The sequence below is a fragment of the Heyndrickxia acidicola genome (assembly GCF_001636425.1).
In the GTDB taxonomy this organism is placed as follows: domain Bacteria; phylum Bacillota; class Bacilli; order Bacillales; family Bacillaceae_C; genus Bacillus_AE; species Bacillus_AE acidicola.
Genome location: NZ_KV440953.1, coordinates 2172865 through 2197720 on the forward strand (window position 1 = coordinate 2172865; position 24856 = coordinate 2197720).

A 24856-nucleotide genomic window follows, 5' to 3' on the forward strand; every position below is an offset into this window, starting at 1 on the left:
CACGTTGATATTCTAGAATCCTTCTTAAGCTAGTCGAGTAGAAGAGAACCTCTCTACCTCTCGGTAAATTGTGTTCTCCCCCCTCCCAGAACCGTGCTTGCGCAATTAACGCACACGGCTCCTCCTAGTTACCATTCACAAATATAGTTAATCTTTTAATATTTGATTTTGCTATTTCTGCTATCCTTACTAGTCTTGTTTCCATTTATCATCCCTACCTCTGTGTGTAGTAAATGTGTCCCTAGCAAGGGTGATAACTGGTAGCTAGCCTTTCCTCCATCGGCATTACCCAACTTCATTGGTACTACGCTGCTATCCGACTCCCTACCTGGCATTTGGTTTCCTTACTTTTTATCGCTTGTAAACCATACTCTTCTAAAAGAAAAGACCGGTAGGATCTCCCGAGTTGCCGTATCATATCAATGTGTAACGTGCCAAGGTCTCTGACCCCAGAGAGGTTTCATACTTCTTGCCATTACGAAGAATGAAATGTTGCTTTCTGCTGCAGGTAAAGCATCAGCCCTCTCAAATTACTAACATTATGGGGCTCAATCCCTTCAACCATTTGGCTTTCGGCCCGTTACCTAACTGTCTACGCTTAAAGACTAAAGTTACCTTTAGCCCTCCAAGACTCGCTACGAGTGAATGGCTAGTTCTTGCTCGACGGGAATCCCACCCGTTATATGATCCGACCTAGGCTCGGCCGCACACCTGCTTCGTTAGTTACACAAGATAAAAGCTGCCACAATGGCAGCCATATCTTGTCTTTTTGATTACTACTATAAACCAGTTCTTCAACCATCCCATTTTAACAATACCTGCTAGCTAGAGCTTAAGATATAAATCTACATCATTTACAATTCTTTTAACTGATTGTTTCCAAAACTCCGGTTCAGCAAGGTCTATTTTAAAGTATTCTTTGACTAATTTTTCAGCTGATATACTTCCGGTCATACTCAAGAAGTCACTAAAACTTTGTGAGAATCTATCCCCTTCTTTTTTTGATAGTTCTAACAAACCATTGCTAAAGAGGAAACCGAATGAGTATGGATAATTATAAAAAGGAACTTCTGTCTGAAAAAATTGACCATATTTAATCCAGACAAAAGGCTCATATTGAGTAAGGGCCTCACCGTAGGCAGTGCTTTGTGATTTTATTGAAACCCCTTCCAATTGAGATGGGTTTATTGGCCCTTGTAACCTTAATTCGTAAACTTGTTTCTCAAATAGGTAAGCCCCTCTTATGTTCATTAAGTAATTTAAACTTCGTTCAATTTTCCATCCAAGTAAAGCCTTTTTAAGTAGCGGTATTTTTATCTCTTGAATTATTGAATCTATAAATGACGATTCAAAGAAGATGGAAGCTGTTTCTGCAATAGTCATCTCCAAGCGATCCTCTAAAAACCCCGCAAATGGACTTTCTTTTATTTGATAATAATGCCAAGCGTGGCCTAACTCGTGCGCCAATATTCTTGCACTATTGAAGGTTTCATCATAATTTAAAGATATTCTTGATTCACCTTCACGAATAAAAGGCACACAAAAGCCTCCAATCTGTTTGGTACTTCTTTTCTCTGCATCTACCCACCCATTTTCAACAGCATTTTTAACAAATTCACCCATTTTCGAATCAATTTTTCCTAATGCAGCAGTTAGCACATCTACAGCCTTGAAGAAGTCAATTTTATATGCAATTTCCTGTGAACTGGACATCAACTGATACCACGAAATTCCAACGCCTTTATTTATTTCATTTGCTTTCGCCTCTATGTATCGATTTAATTCCGGCAAATAGTGATCAACTGCATTCCACATTGTTTGAATTATGTTATGAGATAAGCCGTTAAAGATAAATGATTCATCTAAGTAGTTATTTTTACCTTCAGCTTTATTAAGATTTAATCGTAATCCTATCATTTGATTATAAATGGTTGAAAAAATATTAGAATGTGCTTCTAAAGTATTGTTTAGAGCATTAAATACTTTTTCTCTTGTTTTTTGGTCAGAATGTGTCATTGCAATATAATTTGCATTAGTAAAGGTTAAATTTCTTTCTTCCCCTTCATAATTAACTCTCACTCTTAGATTATTTTTAACCTGATTATAGATATCTTCGTACCCTTTTAAGGCCTGTATAGTTAACCTTGACGCTGTATGTAATTCTTTTGATTTCATCATTTCAATTTTTAAATCTAAAAGGGATCGCATTTTTAACTTTAATGCAGTTATGGTTAAGTTTATCGATGTTAAAATAGAAGGATCTACTTCTTCAGTAGTCAGGCAATAATAATATGACTCAGCTTTTTCAATGTCACCAATTATATTCAATTCTGTATATTGCTCTTCTGTTCCATTTTCATCAAAATGCCCATTATTTTTTTCTAATTTATCAAGCCTTTTCGATAAAAAGTCTAAGTGGTTTATGAATGAGGTAATACCTTCTTCTTGATAAAGTCTCTCCAGATTCCATCGTGTAGGTTTTTTGGTTGAATTCAAAAGACCTCCTCCATTCCTTCTTCCATTGATCTTTTAAGAACCTAATCTGTCTTGTGAATATTCTCCATAAGGATAAACTTCACCTTCTTGTTGAACTAAACTGCCCGGTTAGTGCAACAAGGAAAGGGCTGCCTGAGTTACCCTGACTCGAATGAATTATACGTTTAGCATCAATATGTATTAGTCAGCCACACGAACAACATTAATTCTCCACATTATGTAACTTGATATAATAACTACAAGACATCCACAAGCAATGAGAATGTGTGACATCGGGATTTTCAAAAATAACGCCAATGAAGTTAGTCCATAGGATAGTGGTGTTAGTCCGAGTGAAGCAGTAGAAGTAAGCCCCATTACTCTGCCCATTTTTTCACTTGGAGTATTTTCTTGAATGATTGCAATGATTAAAGAACTAACTGAGATACAAACACCATAAACTGCAAGAGAAAATAATCCTTGAAATAAATTGTGAATCAACCCTAGAGTTAAGATACAAAAACCGGATAAAATCATTGCGCTTAATATAATCATCCCTCGTTTTTTTCGCACATTTATTATTGAAAAGACAATGGTTGCTCCCAACATCCCTAAAAACAAGGAACATTGCATAAAACTCAAGTTAAGGGCACTCGCACCTAACCTTTCATCAACAATAAGCGGAAGAGCAATATTAACTGGACCAACTATAAAAAGGTTCACAATTAGAATAATTGCCATTAAGCTAGTTAGCAAGGTATCCTTTCTTACGAATCTATATCCAGATTTTAAGTTTTCAATTACAGATTCTTCATTTTTTTGATGAATTGGAGATGAAGTATTAATAAAAAATACACTTATCCCACTTAACAATAAAAGTAGTCCGGTTACAGAAAAAAGAATAGTGAAAGAACCGATTGATAATAGTATACCGGCTAAAATTGGACTTACCATTGTGGAAAATAAGTTTGTTGATTGTAGAAATGAATTAGCTCTTGTCAGTTCTTCTTTATCAACAACTTCTGAAACAATAGACGAGTTCGCTGGATAAAATAGAGCATCTAAATTACCGAATAAAAACGCATATAAAAGCAAAACTGGGATGTTTGCGTTTTTAGTAGTAATTAAACCAACCAATGTAAACACCAATAATCCTCTTGTAATTAGTGACACAAACATAATATTTGTTTTACTATATTTATCAGAAAGAATTCCTCCAAAAAACATTAAAAACAATCGTGGTATACTGGTGAGCATAAGAATAATTCCCAAATAAGTTTTCATATTGAGTTCGTTAACTACATACCAACTCTCACCTAACAGGTAAATTCCAAAAGATAAACCTGTTAGTGTTCTTACTAACATTAAGAATATAAACTTTTTGTTTGCTATTAGAGCTTGTTTTTTTATTAATACTTGAGTATTCATTTTAATTTTCCCTCCACTTCATATCACATATATGTTATATTAATCAATATAACATATATGTGATATATTATCGAACAATTAAATTTATTTATAAAAATATAAAATGTTTCAGCTTTTAAAAAGTTGGTAGATGGATATTAAAAGTAAGGATGGTGTAATTTAATGAGTGAAGTTAATGATGTTAAGGAAGATACTTTAATGAAAAGCCAAGAGGAAGAGACTAAATTGGAATATGAGGTGGCTCAACAAATTATTTCCTTAAGGAAATCTTTAGGTTTGTCACAAAAGGAATTGGCTGAAAAGTTAAATACAAGACAAAGTGCTATATCAAGAATCGAAAAAGGTGAACAAAACATCTCTATAGGTTTGCTTGAAAAGATTGCGGACGCTCTGGGGGGTGAAGTAAAAGTATCCCTGAATTTAAACCAGCAAGATGTTCCGGCTGCTACCGTTCCATCTAGTCAAGTGAATTCAGTACAACCCGGTGGGCAAGTTAATCCAATCGGAGGAACATATCAAACCGTATCTCGGCAATACAATAATAATGTTTACTAGAACATACTTTATCACGTTTCTAGGTGTACACTTGTGAGAAATATTATCAAATATTTCATTAAAAGGATTCAAAAGTTAAGTTACCTCTCGAAGGTCGTGATGTGAACCAACTAGCATTAGTAATTGATGAATATATTATATAGTTTATATATAAAGTAATATTAATAATTGACAAAGAGAAAGGAGAGTTACCAAAATAACTCTCCTATTAATCATATTAATTTGTATTAATATCTTGCCTGATAAGTTCCATCTTCATAGACCTTATATATATCGAGAGTACCGCTACCACCATTTTTTAGCATCGATTTAGAAACAAGTTTAATAGTATAGTAAGTTCCTTTATTATCCTTATCCACTGCCCCACCTAAATCATCAAATAAAGTATCAGTATCATTTTCCTTATTTAATTTTTGTCTCAAGTACTTTGCAGCTGCTACCCCACTTGTAATCTTGACACTTTTTTTCTTTAATTGAATCTTATTGTTAGTTCTAGACTGTTGACTAGTTGAGTTATTAGAACTATTTTGAGTTGCTGGAGAAGTATTGGTTGAAGAATTACTTTGTTTAGAATTAGAGTTGCTGCCTATTATTGAAGGATTCTGATTGGAAGAGTTACCATCGTTTGTAGAAGATGAATTAGACTTGTTGTTTTGTCCTTGGTTTGAATTTTCTCCCTTTCTCTGTGATGAAGTAGGGGCTGGCCCCGAGCTGCTAGTGGAGTGACTACATCCGGCAAATATCAAAAGAGCTGGCAAAAGTAATCCGAGTGTTTTTTTCATATTGAACCTCCTTTAAATTAGAAGACTTGTTTTTTTACCCTGTTTTTCTATCTACTATTCTATATTATTTTGGAAAGTTTTGCTGATAATGGTAATAGCTTACTTGATTGGTTTGAAAAAGGGGTATTAAAATTACAAAGTGTCTACAGTTGCTGTATGTATAGTAATTTCTTTCTATTGTTTATATTTTAATGCATCTTTTACTACCAACATCATTTCTATTAATTCATCACGACTTATTAACTTAACATCAGTAGATTGAGCCAAATTAACAGCCTATTTTATAAAATGACTATTTGTGACAACCCATGCCCGATTCGCAGAATAATAAATCTTAGCGGAGACAATTTCCTGTACTGCTTTAATCCCAACGTTGTTTTTATATCTTTTGGCTTGTACAACAATCCGACCATCTCTTCCATCCAGTACCAGATCTGCTCCATAGTCATTCGTTGAAGGAGTAGTCTGAACCTTATAGCCCAATTGCTTAAATAAGACTAATAAATAACGTTCAAACTGGATACCATTTGGGGTTAAATAACCCAATTCATTTCCCCATCCATCTTGAGGATTGGGCTAAATATGGTTTCCCACCATTGTTAGGAAGCGCATAAAGTTTAGGTGGAACACCGTTTTGCGATAAACTGACATGCTATTAATAAAATAACAATAATCAAATAGAGAGCAAATCTATCCATCAAGCATCTTCACTTCTCTTTCAACTATAAACATGATATCGTTGATCCTTTTATTTTCTTATTAATAAAATGAAGAAGTTTGCTCTTATAAATGAAAATAAAAAACAATTTAATCTCTGATTAAATTGTTTGTCTAATTAATTTTATACGTGATTTTCAAATAAATCTTTATATTGCGCTTTTCGCCTATAAACCACTTGGCCGGTTTGTTCTTTTCCCTTTATCGGTGCGATAGCCTTAACACCAACAACAGGCTCACCAACTTTGTATAAGTCTTTTATTGGCAGAACCCTTTTTTGTGCTGGATTTATTATTCTGGCCATTAAAGAGCACCTCCAAATGGATAATTGATAGTTCTCATCAAATCATAATTAACAAGAAACTGTGAGCTCATTTCTTCATCATTTATTATAATAGTTGTCCCGGAAAAATCGTTACTGTTATTACCAATTTGTTACTTATAGGATAGGAGAGCATATCAAATAAGTCTTAAACAAGCGTTTTGTAGAGTTAAAGTGCAAAGTTTATACGGATAAAAGGGAAGGATTATATATCTCTCTCTTTGCCAACTAACTTCTTATACGGATCATATCTATAATCTGGTTTTCGTTTGTAAACCACTCTTCCCCATTCTTCCTTACCAGTTTTGGAGGTAAAAACCGCTCTTTCACCTTCAACAGCTTCACCGATTTTATAAGATGATTTCCCCCTGCCATGTTGTGATGTCTTTTCTTCTCGATTCAAGTAGATACACCTCCAGAGATAATTAGCTAATCAAAATGATTGTGAATTCTTTTAAACGCCTCTATTATTATACCCTTGAAAAATTCACCTATTCTAATTATATAAACCACTAGTACAAACTATGCGTATGTGTAAAGTATTTATATATGCTTATTATCGATAATTTTTACATCAACAATTTCACTTAACTTTATGTAATCTAGCCCATCTGTTCCTGACTTCAGTCTCAGCTCTTGCTTTACTGAATCTATGTAATGTATCCAACCTATATATTGGTATAATTGTGCTTTGTTAAAGTTCCTTGTTGTTTTTACACAAGTGAAAGAATAAATTACAGAACATGGATGAGCGGGTAATGGATGGAATTTTAAAGCAAATTCTTAACAAAAGTTAAAAGAGCTGCGGAAAGATATACCCGCAGTAAAAGAAGAGCAGGCCAGACTACTAAAGAGTCTTATTGATAAATTTGGTACAAATACAAAAAAATTATAAAACATGTTTAAGATAGAACAGGTGCTTTAAATAAACGCGGTTTAGAATGGAAAAGTATAACAAAGGTTATTGAGACAGTATAGCATGAAGTCCGTTGTCGTTTATTAATATTAACAATATTCTTTTACAGAGACAAAAAATTAAAATGGTCCCTAATTAGCGAACGTATTATTGGAAACCAATATTAGTTACTATTCCTAAGCTTGATGTACCAATGGATAAGTAATAATTGAGCCTTTCTTTAATATCTAAAAAAATAACGGTCGTCATATTGGTAACTATTATTAGTTACCAGTAAATTGTTTTAAGATAATATATAGCAAAAAGAGGGTACCAGTAATCCACTAATGAGGGAAGCCCTGGTTTTTTCAGAGTTTTCGTCATTAGCTCCAATATGAATATATATATGCGATAGGAAAGTTTCAAGATTATATTTAAAACGCTAATTTTAATTGATATTCAAAGGGCTTCTATTCCTCCGAAAATAGAAGTTTATCGGAAGTAAATTAATTTAACCGGTAAAATTAAAACGAGCCCCATCAAAGTGTTCCAATAAAGGAAACTGGCAAAATTTTTGTTTCACTACTAGTTGTTCACTATTGTCCGTTAATGCAAAGTTAATTTATTTATATTTTCACATTATAGAATCGGCCAGTTATATGTGCTCTAATTCTTCCTTAGAAATTCAGTTCAAGCATTTTTTCGGAGCTCCTCTCTCCTAAGATTTCGGAATATTAACATCCTCGCACTTTTCCAGTTGTCTTCCAAACCTTATTATTAACAACCAAACATCTAATGATTGATCTTGGTACATCAATTATATTTTGTATAATTATTTCCACCTTTGTTTTGAAAGGACTATCGGTTCTTAGAACAATTGGGTGCACTTAAAGTGTACCCAATTGTCCCTATGAACCCGTTCATAGACCTAACAATCTTAAATCTAGTTGTAGCAAGAGTTTTAGAAACAGAAAATGATTCCTTTTTCGGGACTAATATACTGTGAAGCGCTAACTTTTCGTCTTGTTTTTTTATCATTTTCCTTACAAAAAACATGTCTGTTTTTAAATTTTAAAAGTTGCAAAATATGCAGTTGGACGTATTAAAATACAGTTCCAAAAAAGAAAAGCACTTTATTGCTATCTATTCCCCAAATTGTCGTTCCTTCCACCCTTATAAACTGTGATATTTTATAAAATAATTAAATTAGCTAAGGGGATAAAGTCCCAGAGGAACTCCTTCAAACTTCTACTTTAAACGCCAATATTATTAATTACTGTCTCCTTTTTCCTCACCCACTACCCAAAAAAACATCCTTCAAGATGCTTAATAAAGCCAAATATTTTTGCAGTCTTTATTTTAGCCAATTTTGACTGCGAGCTTTTACAAACAAACTTTTAGCTGAGAGTTAAAATCTTACTACATTAAATAGTTATTTTATGATGTGAACTACTTCCTCTAAAATCCATTTTAGGATTAATACATTCCCTCAGAATAACACTGGTGGTCAAAGTAGAAAAGGAATAGTAAGCATAGATATTACAAGCTTTTAAACTATTGATATGTAAAATTTCTGTAAAATAATTTAATGTATGATGCAGTGAATAGTTTTTCATCAGCTTCTTTTGTTCCTACCCTCAAATGTCTTGACATTAAGTCGCAGACACTTTTTTGAAAACAGATGTAGTAGTGTTTACCTTATTTCTTCAAATTTAAGTGCATATAAAAAATTAAACTAACGGAATAATAACATTTTGAAAAATTCTACTTGGATATATATCCCTTTTAAAAATAAATGGAATAATCTTTGTCCATAATGTTAAAAAATAACAAAAAAACAGTTGAAAGGAAATTCCAATGGGTAGAAGAAAATTTAAATACACAAAAGGTAAAGTTATTATCGCAGTCATTTATGCTTTAGTAATAATTATTTTTGAACATCCCAACACGCTGTATTTCATTGTACCTGGAGCATTATTAGTTGGAGCATATTTCTATCTACTTACTTTTAAAAAGTACAATAGAAATATTCTTAAAGTAACAGACCATCTGTTTGTCGCTTTAATTTATAAATATAAGTTTTGATTTAGCCAAACAGCCTAATGTTCAGTACTTCTATTTCATGTTCAATACTTTGAAGTTTTGACAATACCAATAGTTTACTTGTAAATAAATTTTTTTTACAACCTGACAAACTCATAAAAAACCTTTGATTATTAATACATGGGTTATAAACAAAATAAAAATAGCATTTTATTTTAATCACATTAATTCATATCACAAATGCCTCTTTTTAAAAAATTTAGATACTTTTCGCTTGCCAAAATTATTTTGTTAATTTATTATGTTAATAACTTAATATTAACAAGGGAAACCCCCAATGAAGATTTATATCAATTGATATAGATTTAGTCATTGGGGGTTTTTTGTCTTCAAGTTTATCTGTTCATGAAAAGAAGTTGATACATTCGATTTAAAAATTCCAGTTAACTAGGACAATATTAAGTTTTATATTACCACTAGCTCATATCTGTAGATTGAAGAAGCTAAGATTATTCACTACCTATAGGAGGATTAAACATGACTTATAAAACTCAAGAAGAATTGCCATTATTTTTAACAGCTCATGATATTTCAAATCTGTTAAGTGTATCTGAACCAACATCTTATAAAATTATGAAACAAGAAGGATTTCCGTTAATAAAATTTGTTGGTTGCCGATCCATGAGGGTAAAACGTGATGACTTTTTTGAATGGCTCAATAGTGTAAAAGGAAATTTGAAATAAGGAAGGATACTTCAAATTGGATACTAAAAAAATAGTTAAAAAGGGCAAAAAAGGATATTACTTTCGAACTGATATTGGTAAGGATCCAATTACAGGACGAAGATTACAAAAGAATTTTGGACCATTTAACACAAAAAGAGAGGCTGAAGCTGATTTAATTAATATTAGATATCAAGTGAGAAATGGAACTTTTTTCAAACCATCTTATAAAGCATTTGATGATTTTATTAATGAATGGTTTGATACGGTATATTGCTCTGGAAAAGTCGAGACTACTATAGAAAGAAGGAGATACATTATTGGTAGTCAACTAATTCCATACTTCAAGAAAACCCCATTAGAAAATATTGACGCGCGTCAATTAGATCAATTTTTTAATGTTTTGAGAAACAATGGCCGAATTATTAAATATAAAAAAGATGGATCAGGTAATACAAATGAAAATACAAAAAAACCGTTATCAGATTCATATCTAAAAATTATTTACTCTCTTCTTAATCAAGCGTTTGCTACTGCTATAAAATGGAAATTAGTAAAAGAAAATCCAATGATAGACATTAGTAATAAACCAAAAGTAAAAGATAATAAAAATAAGGCAGATAAAGCATTCTCAAAAGAAGAATTAAAAATATTCTTAGAAGCAGTAGCAAAGAAACATGTGTACTTACCTTTTGTACTAGATGCATATACTGGAATTCGTCGCAGTGAACTTCTAGGTCTTAAATGGGATTATGTGGATTTCATTAACCATACTATCCAAATAAGTGGAACATTAAATAGAGTTAAGGGTAAAGGCTTGATATACACAAAAAAAGCTAAATCTGAAAAGTCTCTGAATAGAACAATACCAATTCCAGAAATCATTCTTAATTTACTTCGAAAAGAAAAACAATTACAAGATGAAATGAAAAAAGAATATGGAAATGATTTTAATAAAGAGAATTATGTATTTATTAAATATGACGGAACTCCAATTGCACCTGACTATTTAACGAAAGAATTCAGAAAAATAATTGGATCTTTAAATATAAAACAAACAACGTTACACGGTTTAAGGCATACAACAGCTACACTTCTTATGAAACTTAATAAAAACCCCAGAGTAATTAGTGATATTTTAGGTCATTCTAAAGTTCAAGTGACCATGGACTTCTATTCACATGTGAATCTAGAAATAATGAGAGAAGCTGTGGGAGATCTTGGGGATTTTATCGCTTCATAATATAGAAGAATGGAACGTAAACTTTTTTAGTTTACGTTCCATTTTTATTTTCCCAATAATGAATCTAGGAAAAAAAAGCACAATTTTTCAACATATGGTTTATCAATTTCTGTTAAAATAAAGACACCGCATACTACACACTATTCCAAAATTAGGATGGAGTGTAAACACTTTGGACTTTGACAAAATCATAAAGAAAAAGAAAAAAGGCTATTTTTTCCGCGTTGATGTTGGGAAGGACCGAAAGGGAAAACGGAAACAAGCGAGTTTTGGTCCGTATAAATCCAAGGCTGAAGCAAAAAAAGAACTATTAAAAGTTAAAAGTGAAATTGTATCAGGTGATTATTTGCAAGAAAGCACAGAGGAGTTCCCTGCATTTATTAATAAATGGTTTGAGACCGTCTATAAAAGAAGTGTAGAAGAAACTACAGCAAAAAGCAGAGAAAATCTAATTAAGAATCACATAATCCATTCTTTTGAACATAGGAAGATTAATGAGATTAAAAGCAATGGATATTGACCATTTTTATGATGATAAAATCGATGAGGGTTATTCTGCCGCATATATTCGTCATATGCATAACTTGTTGCGGCAAGCTTTTGAACAAGCGGTGAAGTGGGAATTAATAAAATCCAACCCTGTTGTAAATGCAAAACCACCAAAAGTAAAAAATCCTGAGAAAACGACATGGAATATAGAGGAAGTAAATAGGTTTCTTACCACTGTTAAAAATAAATCCTATGGAATTGCATATATTCTTGCCATTTTTACCGGAATGAGACGTGGGGAGATTCTAGGACTAAAGTGGGAGGATATAACTTTTGGGAATAAGAAAATTCACATTAAACGAAGTGTATCCTATGTGCAAAATAAAGGGTTGCTGGTTAAAGAACCAAAAACAAGTAAATCCAAACGGCAAATATCTATTTCGGAGCATGTGATTAATCAGCTAAAAACCCATAAAGAAAAGCAACTTTTTACAAAAGATAATATGGGTTATAAATATGAGGATAATGACTTTGTGATTACTACCGAAAATGGAAAGCCTATTAATCCGAGAAATTTGTTACGCCAATTTTATGAGATGATGGAAAAAGCCCAAGTTCCGAGAATTAGTTTCCACGATTTAAGGCATACACATGCAACCATTATGATGGAACAAGGAGAAAATCCAAAAGTGGTTAGTGAACGCCTAGGACATTCAAGAGTTGCTGTTACTTTAGATCTCTATTCTCATGTTAGTGATGATTTGCAAGAGAAAGCTGCAACTAAATTTGAACAGACACTTTTCAATCGAAATAATAGCTAATATTATTTTCCACACCTTTTGTGCAGATTTTGTGCAGATTAAATTTTCAAAGGTGGTAAGGAGATTTAAATTTTAAAAACAAAAAAGCCCGCAACCCTTGATACACAAGGACTACAGGCTTTCTCTCAGGTATGATTCTGACTGGGCTCGAACCAGCGACCCCCACCCTGTCAAGGTGTTCGCTAAGTCAACGGAAAGTCAGCGCTATGTCAAACGTTATTATATCAACGATAAGTCAACGGTATGTCACACGTATTTTTACATAGTATAACCGATAGGAACGTTACCTTGCAATACATTTCGAAATTATTTAGTCGATAACTTCTATCGCAATTATATCGCTGAATCTTATGTACGCAAGGCGGCCATCTTCTTCGGATTTCACACGAAGTTCCTTCGTTAACGGATCGACGTAATGTGTTCGCCCTATAAACTCGTATGTACCCCCATTAGTCCACGTCGTTACTTTAACAGGAAGGTTGTACTCTATTGCGTAGGATATGCGCTGGTCAAATTCTTCTTTTTGAAACTCGTCTAAGAACGGTTTTGCTTCGAAATCAAACTCTCCCCATAGCTGTCGGAGCATCGTCATATGTTCCGGAAGCATTAACGATACCCACTTCTTCGTTCCACGATCTCGAATAGTCAAGTTCGGTCATTCCCTTCGCTTGTATAACGATATTATAACACGAACATATGTTTCTATACATAAAAAGAGTCCGCCATTAATTGACGAACCCCATGAATGACGACAGACGCAGTAACTCAGCCTTACATCATTATTCTTTCATACCCATTAACTAGGTGTTATGCCCCTAGTGACTCTCGACTCTGATTTACATCAGTATCTTCCGGCCTCATTAAGTGCACAGTTAGTTTAGCTAATAACAAATAATAGCCAAAAAGATTGAACGTCTTAATTTTTGTTAACTGCTTTTTATCTATTAGTTTCTCAATCAATAAACGAGGAAAACTATTAATTATATTAAGATCTACTACGTGGTCTTGAAATATTAGTGAAGGCAAATATAATAATTTTGTATATTTATTGTTTCTTATATTAGCTTCGCTTAGACCTTCTTCTAAGTAAGTATTTATATGAAATACCGGAGCAAATAATAAAAATTTTTCTCTTTCTGAATCACAAGTATTAGATAGTAAGATACCTTTTTTATTTAATTCCCTGTCTTGTCCATCCTCATCAACATAAATAAAAGGTAATTCTGATACAATATCTCCTTGAACTAAATAATCAAATGAATAATTAGTAAATATCTCTAATTTTTCTTTCCCTTTAATCAATTGATGCAATGACTTCATTGCCTGTTCTGCAGTATATGGATTTATAGATGGGAAGAGTTCTTGAACAAAAGTTATAAATTCCTTCATAGATTAAACCTCTTACCTCTAATTGTTGATACCTTGTTTAATGCATTATAATGTGCTTCAGCCTCTTCTTTTGTAAATTCTCTAGCCTCACTAAACAATTCACTGGACATTTTATTCCAATTAAAAACACTCGTTTTAATATTATTGTTCAAAGCATTATTTCTAACAACACTACTTGTCTTTTCTATGACATTTATCATTGCTTTTTGATTACTTGATTGTAAGTATTCATAGTTGGGAGGTGAAGATGAAGTGGGTGAAAGCATAGTGATCGCTAAAGCGCTCGTTCCGAAAGTTAAAAATTTCCTCATAAATCAATCACCCCATTTAGAACTATATCATTAACTTTATTTTCAATAATGTCACTTGTAATATCAAGTATTTCATCGACTTCTTCACTTTTGGATGTATACCCTTTTTTATAATTATAAGCGTATCTATCATTAATATCTAAATTCAAAATAATTCCACGACCTGCTTCTTCGAGATAAGCTGGAAGAGCCAGCTCAGGGTTGCCGCTACCAGAATACCATCTTATGTTTGAAATGGTTAAGTTTAAATAGTACTTATCCTTTAAAACATAAGTTAGCTTTAGGTTACAATCATAGGGATTTGAGTTAGTTTGAAAATTAAGGAACTTGTTAAATATATGCTTTATAGGCTCTTCTGCCACTTCTTCTACTAGAATATCCGTTGTAAGGCCTGAATACAAAAATTGGTTATTAACTAAATCCTTAATAATTGATGTCATTGGAAAGATTCTTTCACTTAAATAAGTGTGATGTTGCTTCCATTCAGAAAAGCGTTCATCATAATTAGTTACAAATGATAATCTATCCAAACTGACATTTAATTCACTATGACCGTGATGTGAATTTGCATGAATTCTGGGAATTTCGGCTGGTGCTTGATCGGGAACCGGAATAGTATTAAACGGTTTAATAAAATAATTTTGAAGTTTCTCTTCAAAATCAAATAATTTATATCTTAGATTTTCAAATTTGGGGAAGAATGTATTAAAAGAGGTTGTTTGTATTTTCATCTAAATCACCTAATCCATCTGAATTAACTAACATAATTAATTATTAATATGATATACATATTAATGATACTTCAAACCTAGCACAGTTTATAATATTTTTTCTATAAATAAAATTAATTTCCTGCAAACTTTACTAAAATATCTCATTTTCATGCTACAGTCAAAGGTTTTATTAATATTATAATATTCTTTCTAGAAAAAATTCACAATTAATAAACAAAAAAACTTGCATTTAATCATCATTACCTTCTTTTCCAACCATAATTAGGGCAGACATCTTATCTAAAGCCGCCCCAACTGACTAATCCCTCCATAACAGCTCTGTGCCTTTTTTTCTGTGCTTGTTTAAATTCCGATTCCGGATGAACTCCCTTTTGCACGGCTCCCTTCTTACCGAAGTACTATGCCGGATTTTTACCTTATCCAATTCGCCTCGCCCTTTCTAGTTAAACAATGCTTTAATTGCTTCGAGGTGATTACCGTTACCTGAATAAACGACGCGAGGATTCAAAACGACCTTCTTCGCTCTGCGATCGTCCGTTTGAAAGAAACCGAATACGGGCTTCCCGTCCAATTTAACAGCGTTCATTGCCGTCGATAAGGTAGAGGCTTTCTGATACCCTAGTAATGCCGATAATTTATCGAGTGTAATGGGTTCAACATAGTCTGCGGTTGCTTCTTCGGGATTGTAGGCGAGAATATTAAAGTGGAAATTAACGAAGGGGAGAACGGAGTAAATAAGCGCTAAATGCTTAATATTACGCCCATTGTAACGGCTGTACAGGTCACGAACAGTATCTCGAAATAGACGAGTATGGCTGCGAGACTTAAACACACTGCTGAGCTCTTTCTTTTCCCCACGGTAAAAATAATTCGGATTTATACATAGGCTGTCGTTAGATTCCCGGATGATTTCGGCATCGATAAGGCGTTTATAAAACTCCGTAAAACGACTGCGGCTCATTTTCAACAATTCTTGTAGTCCCTTTTTCGTAATAGACACGCCGTTATCGTACTTAAGCACGCCGGTTTTCCAACCGGTATATGTCGCAATAAACATAAGGCGGCCTAACTCCGACGGGCTGAGCGTTGGAAAGGCGCAGTCCATCGTTTTGCGTGCATTAAAAAAGGCGAATACAAAGCCGCCGTTCTCCTCTTCGTGTTGAGCGAGGGAGCCGACCATATTCAGCCCGTAAACTTGCGCTTCAGTTGTTTTAAGCCTAATATCAACTATATGCGAAACGTCGGCCCCTTCCTGCGAAAAAGCTACACCGTCTCTGACCGTTAAATTCTCCGTTAACGCCAGGACGCCTCGTTTTGTTTTCTTCGGTAAATCCTTCCATAATTGATGTTCTTCGAGATGATTAGCCGCCACCTATTAAAACCCCTTTCCGTATTTATCGAAGTCTGCCAACAATTCCGATAATCGTTGTGGTGTTAGTTTAAAGGTGCTAATTAGACGTTCAACCACTGCATCGGTTAAATTACTCTTCTTTTTTTCAATTCGATTTACTTGGGCGCCAGACAAATTAATTAAATTACCCATCGCTACCTGTGTAAGACGGTATACTTTCCGAATTTTATAAAGGACATCAGCCGTAATCTTCATCTTTTCATCGCTCCTTTTTGTAAAATAAAAAGCCCGACCTATTAAGGTCGGACTATCATTCTATTGGTCTTTTGAATACCGCTTGAACACCGAGTTGGGTGCTTCCGCCTGTACCCAATCCAAGCATATTCACTAATTCCCATCCTTCTTGACCGAGTTCATTAAGCTGGTCATCCATATTTAAGCCTTTAGCCCTCAATAAGGTTTTAGCCGATCCACTGATTATAATTGTTCGGTACTCCCATTTTAGCATTATAACCACCGCTCTCTTTTTTCCATTATTGTAAAACAATAGAAAGAAATACAAAAGAGTTTTTTATCGGGATAAAACCATCGGCATTTGTTGGCGGAATTTAGTTGCGATTTTTTCGGCGAGCTCGTCGGTTGTCTTAGAGGATCGGCCGTCAACGCTAATATTAAGGTTTTGGATATGGAATCCGTTCGAGGAAGGCGAAGCTGGGATATTAACATGCGGGTTAGCAACGATGTTTTGAACGTTTTGATGCGTTTGTGTAAACGAGGTTTGTAGGCCTAGCGCTACTTTGCCGATAGCCGCTTGTAAAGTTGGCGTATGGTCCTCGACTCCGCTCGTAAACATCTTCATCATATTTGGCATCCATTGGTCGGAGTCGCTAGCCGGGCCTTTTTCTGTCGGCGAGTGAAATCCCAAGAAAGATTTAACCGTGTTAGCAACGCCTTTAATTGCATTACCTACGGCGGAAATTTTGCTTTCAATGCCCTGAATGAACATGTTTATCATGTTTTCGCCCCATTGCAACGCTTCGCCAGGTAAGGCCGCAAGTGTAGACTCTATGGAACTCGCAAGATTTTTAACGGTACTTATGGCCGCGGCCGTCCCTTGACTAAAGGCGTTTTTGACATCGTTCCATAACGTTTCTGCCGCCTGCTTGATAGCGGATATAATCGGATCAAAAAACGATTTAACGCCATTCCAGCCGTTTTTCCATATCGTCGTAACAGCGGACATTCCCGCACTAAAAATACTCTTTGTACCGCTCCATAGTGCTTGAAATATCCCACGTAAGGCAACGTCCATCCCCTTCGCTATACTTCCGAGAATCGTCCCAACACCAGTAAATATCCGCTCCAAATCTTTCCCGAAGCTACCCCATTGGAACGAAATGAGATGAACAAACGCTTGAAAGATTCCGGTTATGACTTCGAAAGTGCCTTTGAATATCTCCGTAATTGTTGTCCAAACCCCTTGAATTATCGCCTTAATAACGTTGAGGATCGTTGTAATATCCGTCTTTATTGCCGTCCAAGCGAATTGTGTGATTGTTTTAATATTGTCCCAGTCCGCTTTCCAAAGAGGAGCAAAGAACTTCATGATGCTCTTTATATTATCCATCGCTTTCTGAAAGTCCGGTGAAATTTTACCCCACCACTCTGTTACGACTTTCACAGCCGACTGCACTGTCTTGCCGATAAAGTCTAGCGATACATCAAACGCAGTTTTTACCGCATCCCAAACAGCTGTAGTCTTTTCTTGAATGCCGCCAATATCATGATCCCATAGCATCTTAAATCCTATTACGGCCGCGGTAATTGCTGCGATTGCTCCTATTACTATGCCTGCTGGCGTGGCAATAGCGCCGAGCACCTCTAATCCAGCAGCAAAGGATGTGGCGAATATCCCTACCGTTCCGATAATCGATAATAACGCACCCCCGAGCATTAAAAATGCTCCGGCAGCCAAACCGATAACCGCCACGATTTGATGAAAGTGTTTACCAAGTTTCTCCCACAAATCCATTAGGTGGTTCAATATTTGAATTAACGGAAGCATTACCGGCTTTAATGATTCACCGATTTCCTTCATAAACGTTCCGAAATGGGAATTAAGGGCCTGTACCTGCATGCCCCAACCTTGGGACTTCTCCTTTACGATTTCCGCCGTTACTCCGATTTTTCCCATCGATTTTTCCAATGCCGCAAACTTCGCCGGTGCTGTCTCTGCTACGATCGTCATACCTGATAATGCGTATTGACCGAATATCGTTTTAAGCGCAAGTTGCTGCATTTGTGGCGTAAGACCTGCGATTTTATCGTGTAGGAGTTGCTGTACCTGCACGAGTGGTTTCATATGGCCAGTTGCATCGTAGAAGATGTTGCCGCCATTCTTTGTAGTCATACCGAGTTGGTTCATCATATCCGCAGCTGCTTTCGAAGCCGGCGTTAAGTTTGTAAGCATCCGGCGTAACGTAGTACCAGCCTGTGATGATTTGATACCATGCTGACCGAGTAAAGCTATTCCTGCAGCTACATCACGGAAGGAAATACCGGCGGCTGATGCCTGCGGACCGACGTATTTCATCGTATTTAAGAAATCCTCCATCGAAATCCTAGCGTGGTGAAGTGCAGCCGTCATTGCGTCGCCGACAGCTCCGAGTTGTTTTTGCGTGCTTGGCCCAAATTCCTTCGTCAGTGAATCACCCATCTCGTGAATGATATCCGACACGACGTTTGCTGTCTCGCCAAGATCCTGCTGATTTGCTGCGGCTACCGAGGAAACGGTTTGAATACCGCCGCTCATAATATGCGTGTAATCGATACCCTGTTTAGCCATTACGTTCATAGCTTCGGAAATCTGATTGGCGCTAAAGAAACCGGTATTACCAAGCTTAAGGGCTTCGTCTGTCATCGCTTGAATCTGCTTCGTAGAAAGTTTTATTCCTTCTGGCAAATTCGAGTTAAGCGACGCTGCTGTATTCGTGATTTCTTGGTCGAAATTAACCGCACTGGAAATCGCTTCGCCGAAGAATCCTGTTATCTTTTGGCCTACACCCTCAATCATTTGACCGGCAAGTTGAAGATTCATAAAATCGAGCGATTCTTTGATCCCTTGCCCCGTTTCTTCCGCGGTGGTTTTTAGGTCGTTCAATTCGCTTCTAACTGTCTGTAAGCCGTCTCCCATCGTTTGGATACTACTTGCTATCGTTTGAACATCATCCGAGATAGTTGACGCCAATTCGTCGAATGCACGCGAAGAGCTATTTGTTGATTCATCCATGCCGCTGCTTAATGACCGCGTGCTAGATTCCAGGTCGTTCATACCGCCCGTAATCGTCCTAATCGCATCATTAATATTCTGAGATGTATCAGAAAAAGTGGATGACATGTTTACGAATGCTTTCGCTGAATTCCCTGCTTGCTCCTCCGCGTCCCGGCCTAGCGCGCTCATGTCCTCTCCCATCGATTTCATATCGCTGGTTACGCTTTTAATGCTTTTTAACATATCATCCGAATCTGTGGATACTGCCCTCGCCATCGTTCCGAAAGCTTCTTCCATGACAGCCTTTTCTTCCATCGTTTGTGATCCGAGGCCAGCTACTGTCTCCCTTACTTCTGTAAGCGCCGTTTTGAAACTTTCGAGCTCTTTACCGGAAAAAGCTTCCGTCATGGCCGCCTTTATTTCGTCGAAACTCTCCTTTAAGCTGTTGGCCAGCGACTCGATGACTGATTTGGCTTCGTCCTGCGCAGATATGACGAGGTTTAATTTTGCTTCTTTATTTCCTGCCAATTTATTCACCTTCCTTTGCTAATCATTTTGCAATGTCTTCCTGTAGGCCGCTTCTCGGTTTAAAAACAAAAAAGCCTGCTCAATACGCCAGGCAGGCTGCTGTTCTAATTCTTCAAATGACCATTTCATTTCTCGGCATAGCATGAACTCGGCGTATTCGATCGGCGCGTCTCCGTAGCCTCGCAGCGCCTTATCTACGCCGTCGATTAGTTTTTTGCTTTTGCCGCAGCCTTGCTTTCGCTGAAGTCTCGTACAACAGCCTCAATTACCTCCGCAGGGACCTCGCCGACTGTTTCCTCCGTTAACGGGAATACGATCTGTTTGTTATCGTCGTCTAGTAAATAACCACCTTTAATAAGATAGATTGCGATTTTTTCAGCTACGGCCAGCTGCGAAGAGACATCGCCTTCTTTAATTTCTTCGCTAATAGCTTTTTGTTCCGCCCATTTTAGCCGGTTGAAGCTTTTCAGTTCCACGTATTGTCCTTCGCCCAGTCCGTTAAAATCGATTCTCATAATAAAACCTCCGATTAGTTAGTTTCCGAACACGCAAAAAGGGCGCCCTCGGATTAACGAAAGCACCCTTGTTATGTACGGTAAGAGGATGTAATAAAAATTACTCCTCACTAGTAATTACAACGAAAAGGGCAAAATACAACTAAAAATATATTACAATTTCATTACAAGTTTTCGCCCCTTGGAATTCTAAAAAATTTTTCGCGAAATTTTTTTAAAGTCGTATGATACAAGTTATCTTTTTTACGGAAAGGGGGTGCCTACCCCTTTACTGATGAAACCATGCTTGATCCGCAAATCCCTGGTTCATTACGAACATTGGAGTGTCGTTTGCGTTCACTTCGAAGTACGCATAGCCTTCTACATCGCCGTTTTGGTAAAGAACCGTGCGTATATCATTCGGTATATCAAGCGACAAGAATCCGGGATCATACGTAAAACCCGACTTACTAACCGCCTTAAAGTTCGTACTGCTTAACGACAGTGAATCCGGGTTTAACTTATTAGCGTGGACCTTAAACGAAGCCAGTATGTACTTCATTCCGGACTGTGGCGCTTGATTATACGGATTCGCTGCGTGAATGATTTGCCACGCTGCATCGCCGTCAATCACATTCGTAAGAGTAACGTTGTAATTACGGAATCCATTTACGTCGTCAGCCTGAACGGTTACTTTCGTGCCGAGGGGCGCCGGATTACTATGTGACTTGCCGATGGCGGTCGGTGCTGGTGGACTTAATTTCGCCACTTGCGTCTTCAAACTGGCGATTGTTTTGTCACGCTGTGTAATCGTAGCCTTTAATGAAGCGATGGTCCGTTCCAGACTTGCAATGGTTGGCTTTGCAGTTGCGGCTAGTGCGGGAGAGGTCGTGATGAGTGCTGCGCAGGCGATTGAAGCGATTGTGATACCGATTTTCCGTTGTTTCATCGATAATTCCTCCTATTTGAGCATGATACTACCGAATTATACCATTTTTACAAGCAAATAGTTTGAGTTTTGTGAATTCTGCGCATACTTTCGTCCATCACAAGGCGTATACCTCTAAAAGACCCACGGCGCCTCTTGCGAAGGGGTGGCTGGGGGGTCAATCCTTGTCTGTCACTCACCAAATGCTTAATCCATAATGATAGCGTTCGATAGTATTCTATTAATCTGCGCGAATGAATTCGTTGTACCCTGCGTCGCTGCCCGTATTGGCCAGCCGTTAATCGTTAACAGCTCGTTCAATTGCTATCGATCTTTTGTTTCGAGCAAATCGACTATTTAGCGACTGCATAGCCCCTTATCGCATACCTGCCGTGTTAGTCCCTCGTTTGACCCCTATAAACAGCGTATTCTAACGTCTTAGATGGAACTGTTAGCCGGTTCTATTCCTTTGCTATTCGTCGCTATAATTCCCCACGTTTTAACGTCAATAATCGGTATGTATCAACGCAAATAGGCCAATAAATAGTTCCGCTGCGTGTTCAGGTAACGAGCCATGTACCGCGCTATTTAATCGGCGGCCCCAGTGTTTATAAGATGCACGTCTAAAAAGCAGCCGTTTTGCGTTTCGATAATTTATCGTTCGTTAGCTTCTGGTACCCCGACGGCCCCATAAAAAAGAGCCGCATCTCTGCCGCCCTATTTATTCCGTTCCTTTAATTTTCGGTGTAACGTCATACGTGATATCTTCGCCTTTTCTGCTATCTCCTGCATAGTCATTCCACCCTTATCATAAAGATAAAACGCGTATTCAAGTTTATCGTCTTGGACGGATGGACGGCCGGCATGACGTCCGTTAGCTGCCGCAGCTTGCAATCCTTCTTTCGTCCGTTCGGATATTAAATCACGTTCAAACTGCGCTAAACCGGCGAACATTGTAAACATCAGCTTTCCGTGTGCTGTTGTTGTATCCAACCAGGACTCTTTCAGGCTGCGTAAATTAGCGCCTTTACTTCCAATTAGCTCTACGATTTCGATAAGGTCCTTCGTAGAACGCGATAAACGAGTAAGATCGGTAATGATAACCTCATCGCCTGCGCGAAGTTGATCGAGCAAATGGTTAAGCTCCGGACGCTCTCGCTTTGTTCCAGTTACCTTCTCAAAGAATACTTTTTCGCAGCCTGCTTCTTTAAGTTGTTGCTCTTGACGATCAAGGTTTTGGTCCAACGTAGATACCCGCATATACCCGAAAATCATATTAATCCGCTCCCTTTGTTTTGGTACTTTAATTGTAACAAAAAGGGTTTTCGATGTAAATAGTTACAAACTAATTTTGTTACATATTTTTGTTACAAAGTAAACCGCGTTAAATTAATTCCGGCGACTGCTTTGAATTATTGTAACTTAAACGGTCGTTTTTGTTACACCAAACAACGTGTCATATTGACGGTCGGCCTTTTTGCGTTAATTAAATAGTTAATATAACGATAAACAGCAAATTAACCGCGATACCCCGAGGTTTTTGACGTAGGCGTCCGTGTCCGTCCAAAACTAGACGAAATGGGCCCGAAGTTAATATATGCGACATATTATGACGCTTTAACGCGGTGAAGGTTGCTAGTCTTAACGCTACGAAGGCCGATAGAATTCCGTCGTCATTTCGCCCTTAATACATTAAAACATTGCGTCGATCTTCGGCCCAAAAACCGGGCCTCGTTCACCGCTACCATCCGCCCTTTCTCTTCTAACGTTAATAAATACTATCGATATAAATATAAACGTCACAGCAGGCGGAGCTTGCGACGGTCTGCAATGTTTTATAAGGTACTTTTTGCCCGTTTATCGCTGGTCTTTTTTTCAAAGACATATATAACTGATTAAGATATCCCAAACTGGTCAAAAACCGCTGTAACCTTTGGCGCTGTAAGGTCTGTGCCACTTCGATCTTGTTCCCGAAAAGGGAGGTATTTAGCCGTTTTTGTTCCCGAAAAGGGAGGTATCGCTTTAGTGTAGTAAAGTATCCGCACCGTTGCCCTTTTTCTTATATTGTTTTACTTAGTAAAATACTTCGACACAATAAATTTTTTAACCACAGCGTTAAAGGTGTTTTTTACCTTTGACGCAATGTCTTTAAGTCTCGTTATTAATTCTCGTTATATATATCTAGTTAACACCTAAACAAACATTCCGTTACACCCGGCAATCAGGTGTAACTTAACGATTTATTCCGTGTAACCATGTTTTCGCCTCCAATCTCGCATCCTATCTGCTGCACCTTCTCGCCTACTATCGGATCTTTTTATTGCCTGCTTATAATTAGCATGCGCATCCGGAAACTTGTTGAAGAATGTTGTTTCATCCAGCGGTATTAACGGAACATAATAACCCATTTCCGGAAAATCGATTAGTCCGACTTCCTTCAAGTCCTTCAAATGTCGGCTCGTTGTGTCGGGCACCTTTCCGTATTTAACCGATAATGTCTCTACGCTGGGAAAAGCGTAGCCTTCCGCCGTGTTATAGTAATCGATAATAAGCGCGTATAAGAAGATTTTATCTGCGTTCATTTTATCGTGGTGAATATAGTGCCTTACATCGGACGGAAGTGGAACCCAATACTTGCCACCCACTCCAGGATTAGTTTTGTCGTAGACCTTTCTTCCTTCCATATCGATAACCTCCTTAAAAAATATCCCTCGAAATATAATACAAAGTGAATATATAGTGTCGCGTAACTTATACTTGATATGACGCACGGAAATTCTTTTTCGCGCACGAATCTCTTCTCATTAATTTTCAAAAAAAGTTGTTTATTCCGTGCACGCTCTGCGAAATCATAAGAATTTAGTAACTAAGCCGCGCAAAGAAAAAATCCCTTTTAACTGTATAAGCGTTTCAACTCAGACTCTTCCGAAAATAAAAAACGATCAGCAGGCCCGCCTAATGCCTCCGATCGTTCTTCGTTATGTAAAAGCGTTGTTTGCCGCCAACGCCTTATATAAGTTGCCCGCAAGCCACTCTGCTGAGATTGCCATCTCATTCATTTACCGCCAGGGTCCCGACTCATGCGCTTATCCACCGAAAAGTTGAATTGGCTCCCTTTAGTATTAAATCGTATAGAGACTTCGGGCTCTTAGCGATAATATCGGTATTATTCTCGTCCAAGTTTACGATATAAGTATTAGGTTCGGTTGTTTCTGTAGTTATACGATAAACACCGATGCCCTCGTCGTCTGAAACGAGTACTTTATCGCCAGTTAATAAAAGAGCTTCTTGCGGTTGGTCCGCCTTGCCTTCAAGTACAAAAATAACGTTAACTTTTCTCATCGCTCATTACCTCCG

At 36.9% G+C, this 24856-nt stretch carries 25 protein-coding genes; 6 read left to right on the forward strand and 19 right to left on the reverse strand.

What is annotated here, in order from left to right:
- Nucleotides 1-825: 825 nt before the first annotated feature.
- Both A5N88_RS10120 and A5N88_RS10125 read right to left on the reverse strand, forming a co-directional pair.
- Nucleotides 826-2496: a M3 family metallopeptidase gene (locus tag A5N88_RS10120; RefSeq protein ID WP_066265406.1), complete on the reverse strand. Its 1671-nt coding sequence runs from the start codon at nucleotides 2494-2496 to the stop codon at nucleotides 826-828.
- A gap of 180 nt (nucleotides 2497-2676) precedes the next feature.
- Nucleotides 2677-3903: an MFS transporter gene (locus tag A5N88_RS10125; RefSeq protein WP_066265408.1), complete on the reverse strand. Its 1227-nt coding sequence runs from the start codon at nucleotides 3901-3903 to the stop codon at nucleotides 2677-2679.
- A 162-nt stretch (nucleotides 3904-4065) separates the two neighbouring features.
- Here A5N88_RS10125 and A5N88_RS10130 point away from each other — a divergent pair, with 162 nt between their 5' ends.
- Complete coding sequence (locus A5N88_RS10130) at nucleotides 4066-4458, forward strand: helix-turn-helix domain-containing protein (protein ID WP_066265411.1); 393 nt, start codon at nucleotides 4066-4068, stop codon at nucleotides 4456-4458.
- A 227-nt stretch (nucleotides 4459-4685) separates the two neighbouring features.
- On the opposite strand, the gene A5N88_RS10135 is transcribed toward A5N88_RS10130, so the two are convergent.
- The 4 genes from A5N88_RS10135 to A5N88_RS10150 all read right to left on the reverse strand — a co-directional run bounded on the left by A5N88_RS10135 (nucleotide 4686) and on the right by A5N88_RS10150 (nucleotide 6682).
- A complete protein-coding gene (locus A5N88_RS10135; RefSeq protein ID WP_066265414.1) occupies nucleotides 4686-5240 on the reverse strand; it encodes a hypothetical protein in 555 nt (184 codons plus the stop codon).
- A gap of 276 nt (nucleotides 5241-5516) precedes the next feature.
- Nucleotides 5517-5786: a restriction endonuclease gene (locus A5N88_RS10140; protein WP_066265418.1), complete on the reverse strand. Its 270-nt coding sequence runs from the start codon at nucleotides 5784-5786 to the stop codon at nucleotides 5517-5519.
- A gap of 295 nt (nucleotides 5787-6081) precedes the next feature.
- Nucleotides 6082-6261, reverse strand: a complete 180-nt coding sequence (locus A5N88_RS10145; RefSeq protein ID WP_066265421.1) for a hypothetical protein — start codon at nucleotides 6259-6261, stop codon at nucleotides 6082-6084.
- A gap of 223 nt (nucleotides 6262-6484) precedes the next feature.
- A complete protein-coding gene (locus A5N88_RS10150; RefSeq protein ID WP_066265424.1) occupies nucleotides 6485-6682 on the reverse strand; it encodes a hypothetical protein in 198 nt (65 codons plus the stop codon).
- Between the two features lie 2349 nt (nucleotides 6683-9031).
- Here A5N88_RS10150 and A5N88_RS10155 point away from each other — a divergent pair.
- The 5 genes from A5N88_RS10155 (at nucleotide 9032) to A5N88_RS10170 (ending at nucleotide 12493) form a co-directional block, all read left to right on the forward strand.
- Complete coding sequence (locus A5N88_RS10155; protein ID WP_066265426.1) at nucleotides 9032-9259, forward strand: hypothetical protein; 228 nt, start codon at nucleotides 9032-9034, stop codon at nucleotides 9257-9259.
- 495 nt (nucleotides 9260-9754) lie between these two features.
- Nucleotides 9755-9961: a helix-turn-helix transcriptional regulator gene (locus tag A5N88_RS10160; protein WP_066265428.1), complete on the forward strand. Its 207-nt coding sequence runs from the start codon at nucleotides 9755-9757 to the stop codon at nucleotides 9959-9961.
- Between the two features lie 16 nt (nucleotides 9962-9977).
- Entirely contained in the window at nucleotides 9978-11183 is a 1206-nt protein-coding gene (locus A5N88_RS10165; RefSeq protein WP_066265430.1) for a site-specific integrase, read from the forward strand.
- 172 nt (nucleotides 11184-11355) lie between these two features.
- On the forward strand, nucleotides 11356-11703 hold the full coding sequence (locus tag A5N88_RS25830; RefSeq protein WP_232317560.1) for a tyrosine-type recombinase/integrase: 348 nt from the start codon (nucleotides 11356-11358) through the stop codon (nucleotides 11701-11703).
- The gene (locus A5N88_RS10170) at nucleotides 11678-12493 is read left to right on the forward strand and encodes a tyrosine-type recombinase/integrase (protein ID WP_232317561.1); all 816 of its coding nucleotides are present in this window, start codon (nucleotides 11678-11680) and stop codon (nucleotides 12491-12493) included. The genes A5N88_RS25830 and A5N88_RS10170 overlap by 26 nt, the downstream gene beginning before the upstream one ends.
- A gap of 310 nt (nucleotides 12494-12803) precedes the next feature.
- Here the strand turns inward: A5N88_RS10170 and A5N88_RS10175 are convergent, their stop codons facing one another.
- The 13 genes from A5N88_RS10175 to A5N88_RS10235 form a co-directional block, all read right to left on the reverse strand.
- Complete coding sequence (locus tag A5N88_RS10175) at nucleotides 12804-13142, reverse strand: YolD-like family protein (RefSeq protein ID WP_157090646.1); 339 nt, start codon at nucleotides 13140-13142, stop codon at nucleotides 12804-12806.
- A 158-nt stretch (nucleotides 13143-13300) separates the two neighbouring features.
- Nucleotides 13301-13882, reverse strand: coding sequence for a hypothetical protein (locus A5N88_RS10180; protein ID WP_066265436.1), 582 nt, complete (start codon nucleotides 13880-13882; stop codon nucleotides 13301-13303).
- Nucleotides 13879-14193, reverse strand: a complete 315-nt coding sequence (locus tag A5N88_RS10185; RefSeq protein WP_066265438.1) for a hypothetical protein — start codon at nucleotides 14191-14193, stop codon at nucleotides 13879-13881. The genes A5N88_RS10180 and A5N88_RS10185 overlap by 4 nt, the downstream gene beginning before the upstream one ends.
- On the reverse strand, nucleotides 14190-14924 hold the full coding sequence (locus A5N88_RS10190) for a hypothetical protein (RefSeq protein ID WP_066265442.1): 735 nt from the start codon (nucleotides 14922-14924) through the stop codon (nucleotides 14190-14192). The genes A5N88_RS10185 and A5N88_RS10190 overlap by 4 nt, the downstream gene beginning before the upstream one ends.
- Nucleotides 14925-15366: 442 nt before the next feature.
- The gene (locus tag A5N88_RS10195) at nucleotides 15367-16299 is read right to left on the reverse strand and encodes a hypothetical protein (protein WP_066265443.1); all 933 of its coding nucleotides are present in this window, start codon (nucleotides 16297-16299) and stop codon (nucleotides 15367-15369) included.
- Nucleotides 16300-16302: 3 nt separating this feature from the next.
- Nucleotides 16303-16533 carry a helix-turn-helix domain-containing protein gene (locus A5N88_RS10200; RefSeq protein WP_066265444.1) on the reverse strand — a complete coding sequence of 77 codons (231 nt, stop codon included), beginning with the start codon at nucleotides 16531-16533 and terminating at the stop codon, nucleotides 16303-16305.
- A 55-nt stretch (nucleotides 16534-16588) separates the two neighbouring features.
- On the reverse strand, nucleotides 16589-16786 hold the full coding sequence (locus tag A5N88_RS10205) for a DUF4177 domain-containing protein (RefSeq protein WP_066265449.1): 198 nt from the start codon (nucleotides 16784-16786) through the stop codon (nucleotides 16589-16591).
- Between the two features lie 63 nt (nucleotides 16787-16849).
- Complete coding sequence (locus A5N88_RS10210; protein ID WP_066265451.1) at nucleotides 16850-20077, reverse strand: phage tail tape measure protein; 3228 nt, start codon at nucleotides 20075-20077, stop codon at nucleotides 16850-16852.
- Nucleotides 20078-20283: 206 nt separating this feature from the next.
- The gene (locus tag A5N88_RS10215; protein WP_066265452.1) at nucleotides 20284-20592 is read right to left on the reverse strand and encodes a hypothetical protein; all 309 of its coding nucleotides are present in this window, start codon (nucleotides 20590-20592) and stop codon (nucleotides 20284-20286) included.
- A gap of 268 nt (nucleotides 20593-20860) precedes the next feature.
- Entirely contained in the window at nucleotides 20861-21520 is a 660-nt protein-coding gene (locus A5N88_RS10220) for a hypothetical protein (protein WP_066265453.1), read from the reverse strand.
- Nucleotides 21521-22216: 696 nt separating this feature from the next.
- Nucleotides 22217-22774, reverse strand: a complete 558-nt coding sequence (locus tag A5N88_RS10225) for a recombinase family protein (RefSeq protein WP_066265454.1) — start codon at nucleotides 22772-22774, stop codon at nucleotides 22217-22219.
- A gap of 965 nt (nucleotides 22775-23739) precedes the next feature.
- A complete protein-coding gene (locus tag A5N88_RS10230; RefSeq protein WP_066265457.1) occupies nucleotides 23740-24183 on the reverse strand; it encodes a helix-turn-helix domain-containing protein in 444 nt (147 codons plus the stop codon).
- Nucleotides 24184-24577: 394 nt separating this feature from the next.
- Nucleotides 24578-24841, reverse strand: coding sequence for a hypothetical protein (locus A5N88_RS10235; RefSeq protein ID WP_066265459.1), 264 nt, complete (start codon nucleotides 24839-24841; stop codon nucleotides 24578-24580).
- Nucleotides 24842-24856: the final 15 nt, after the last annotated feature.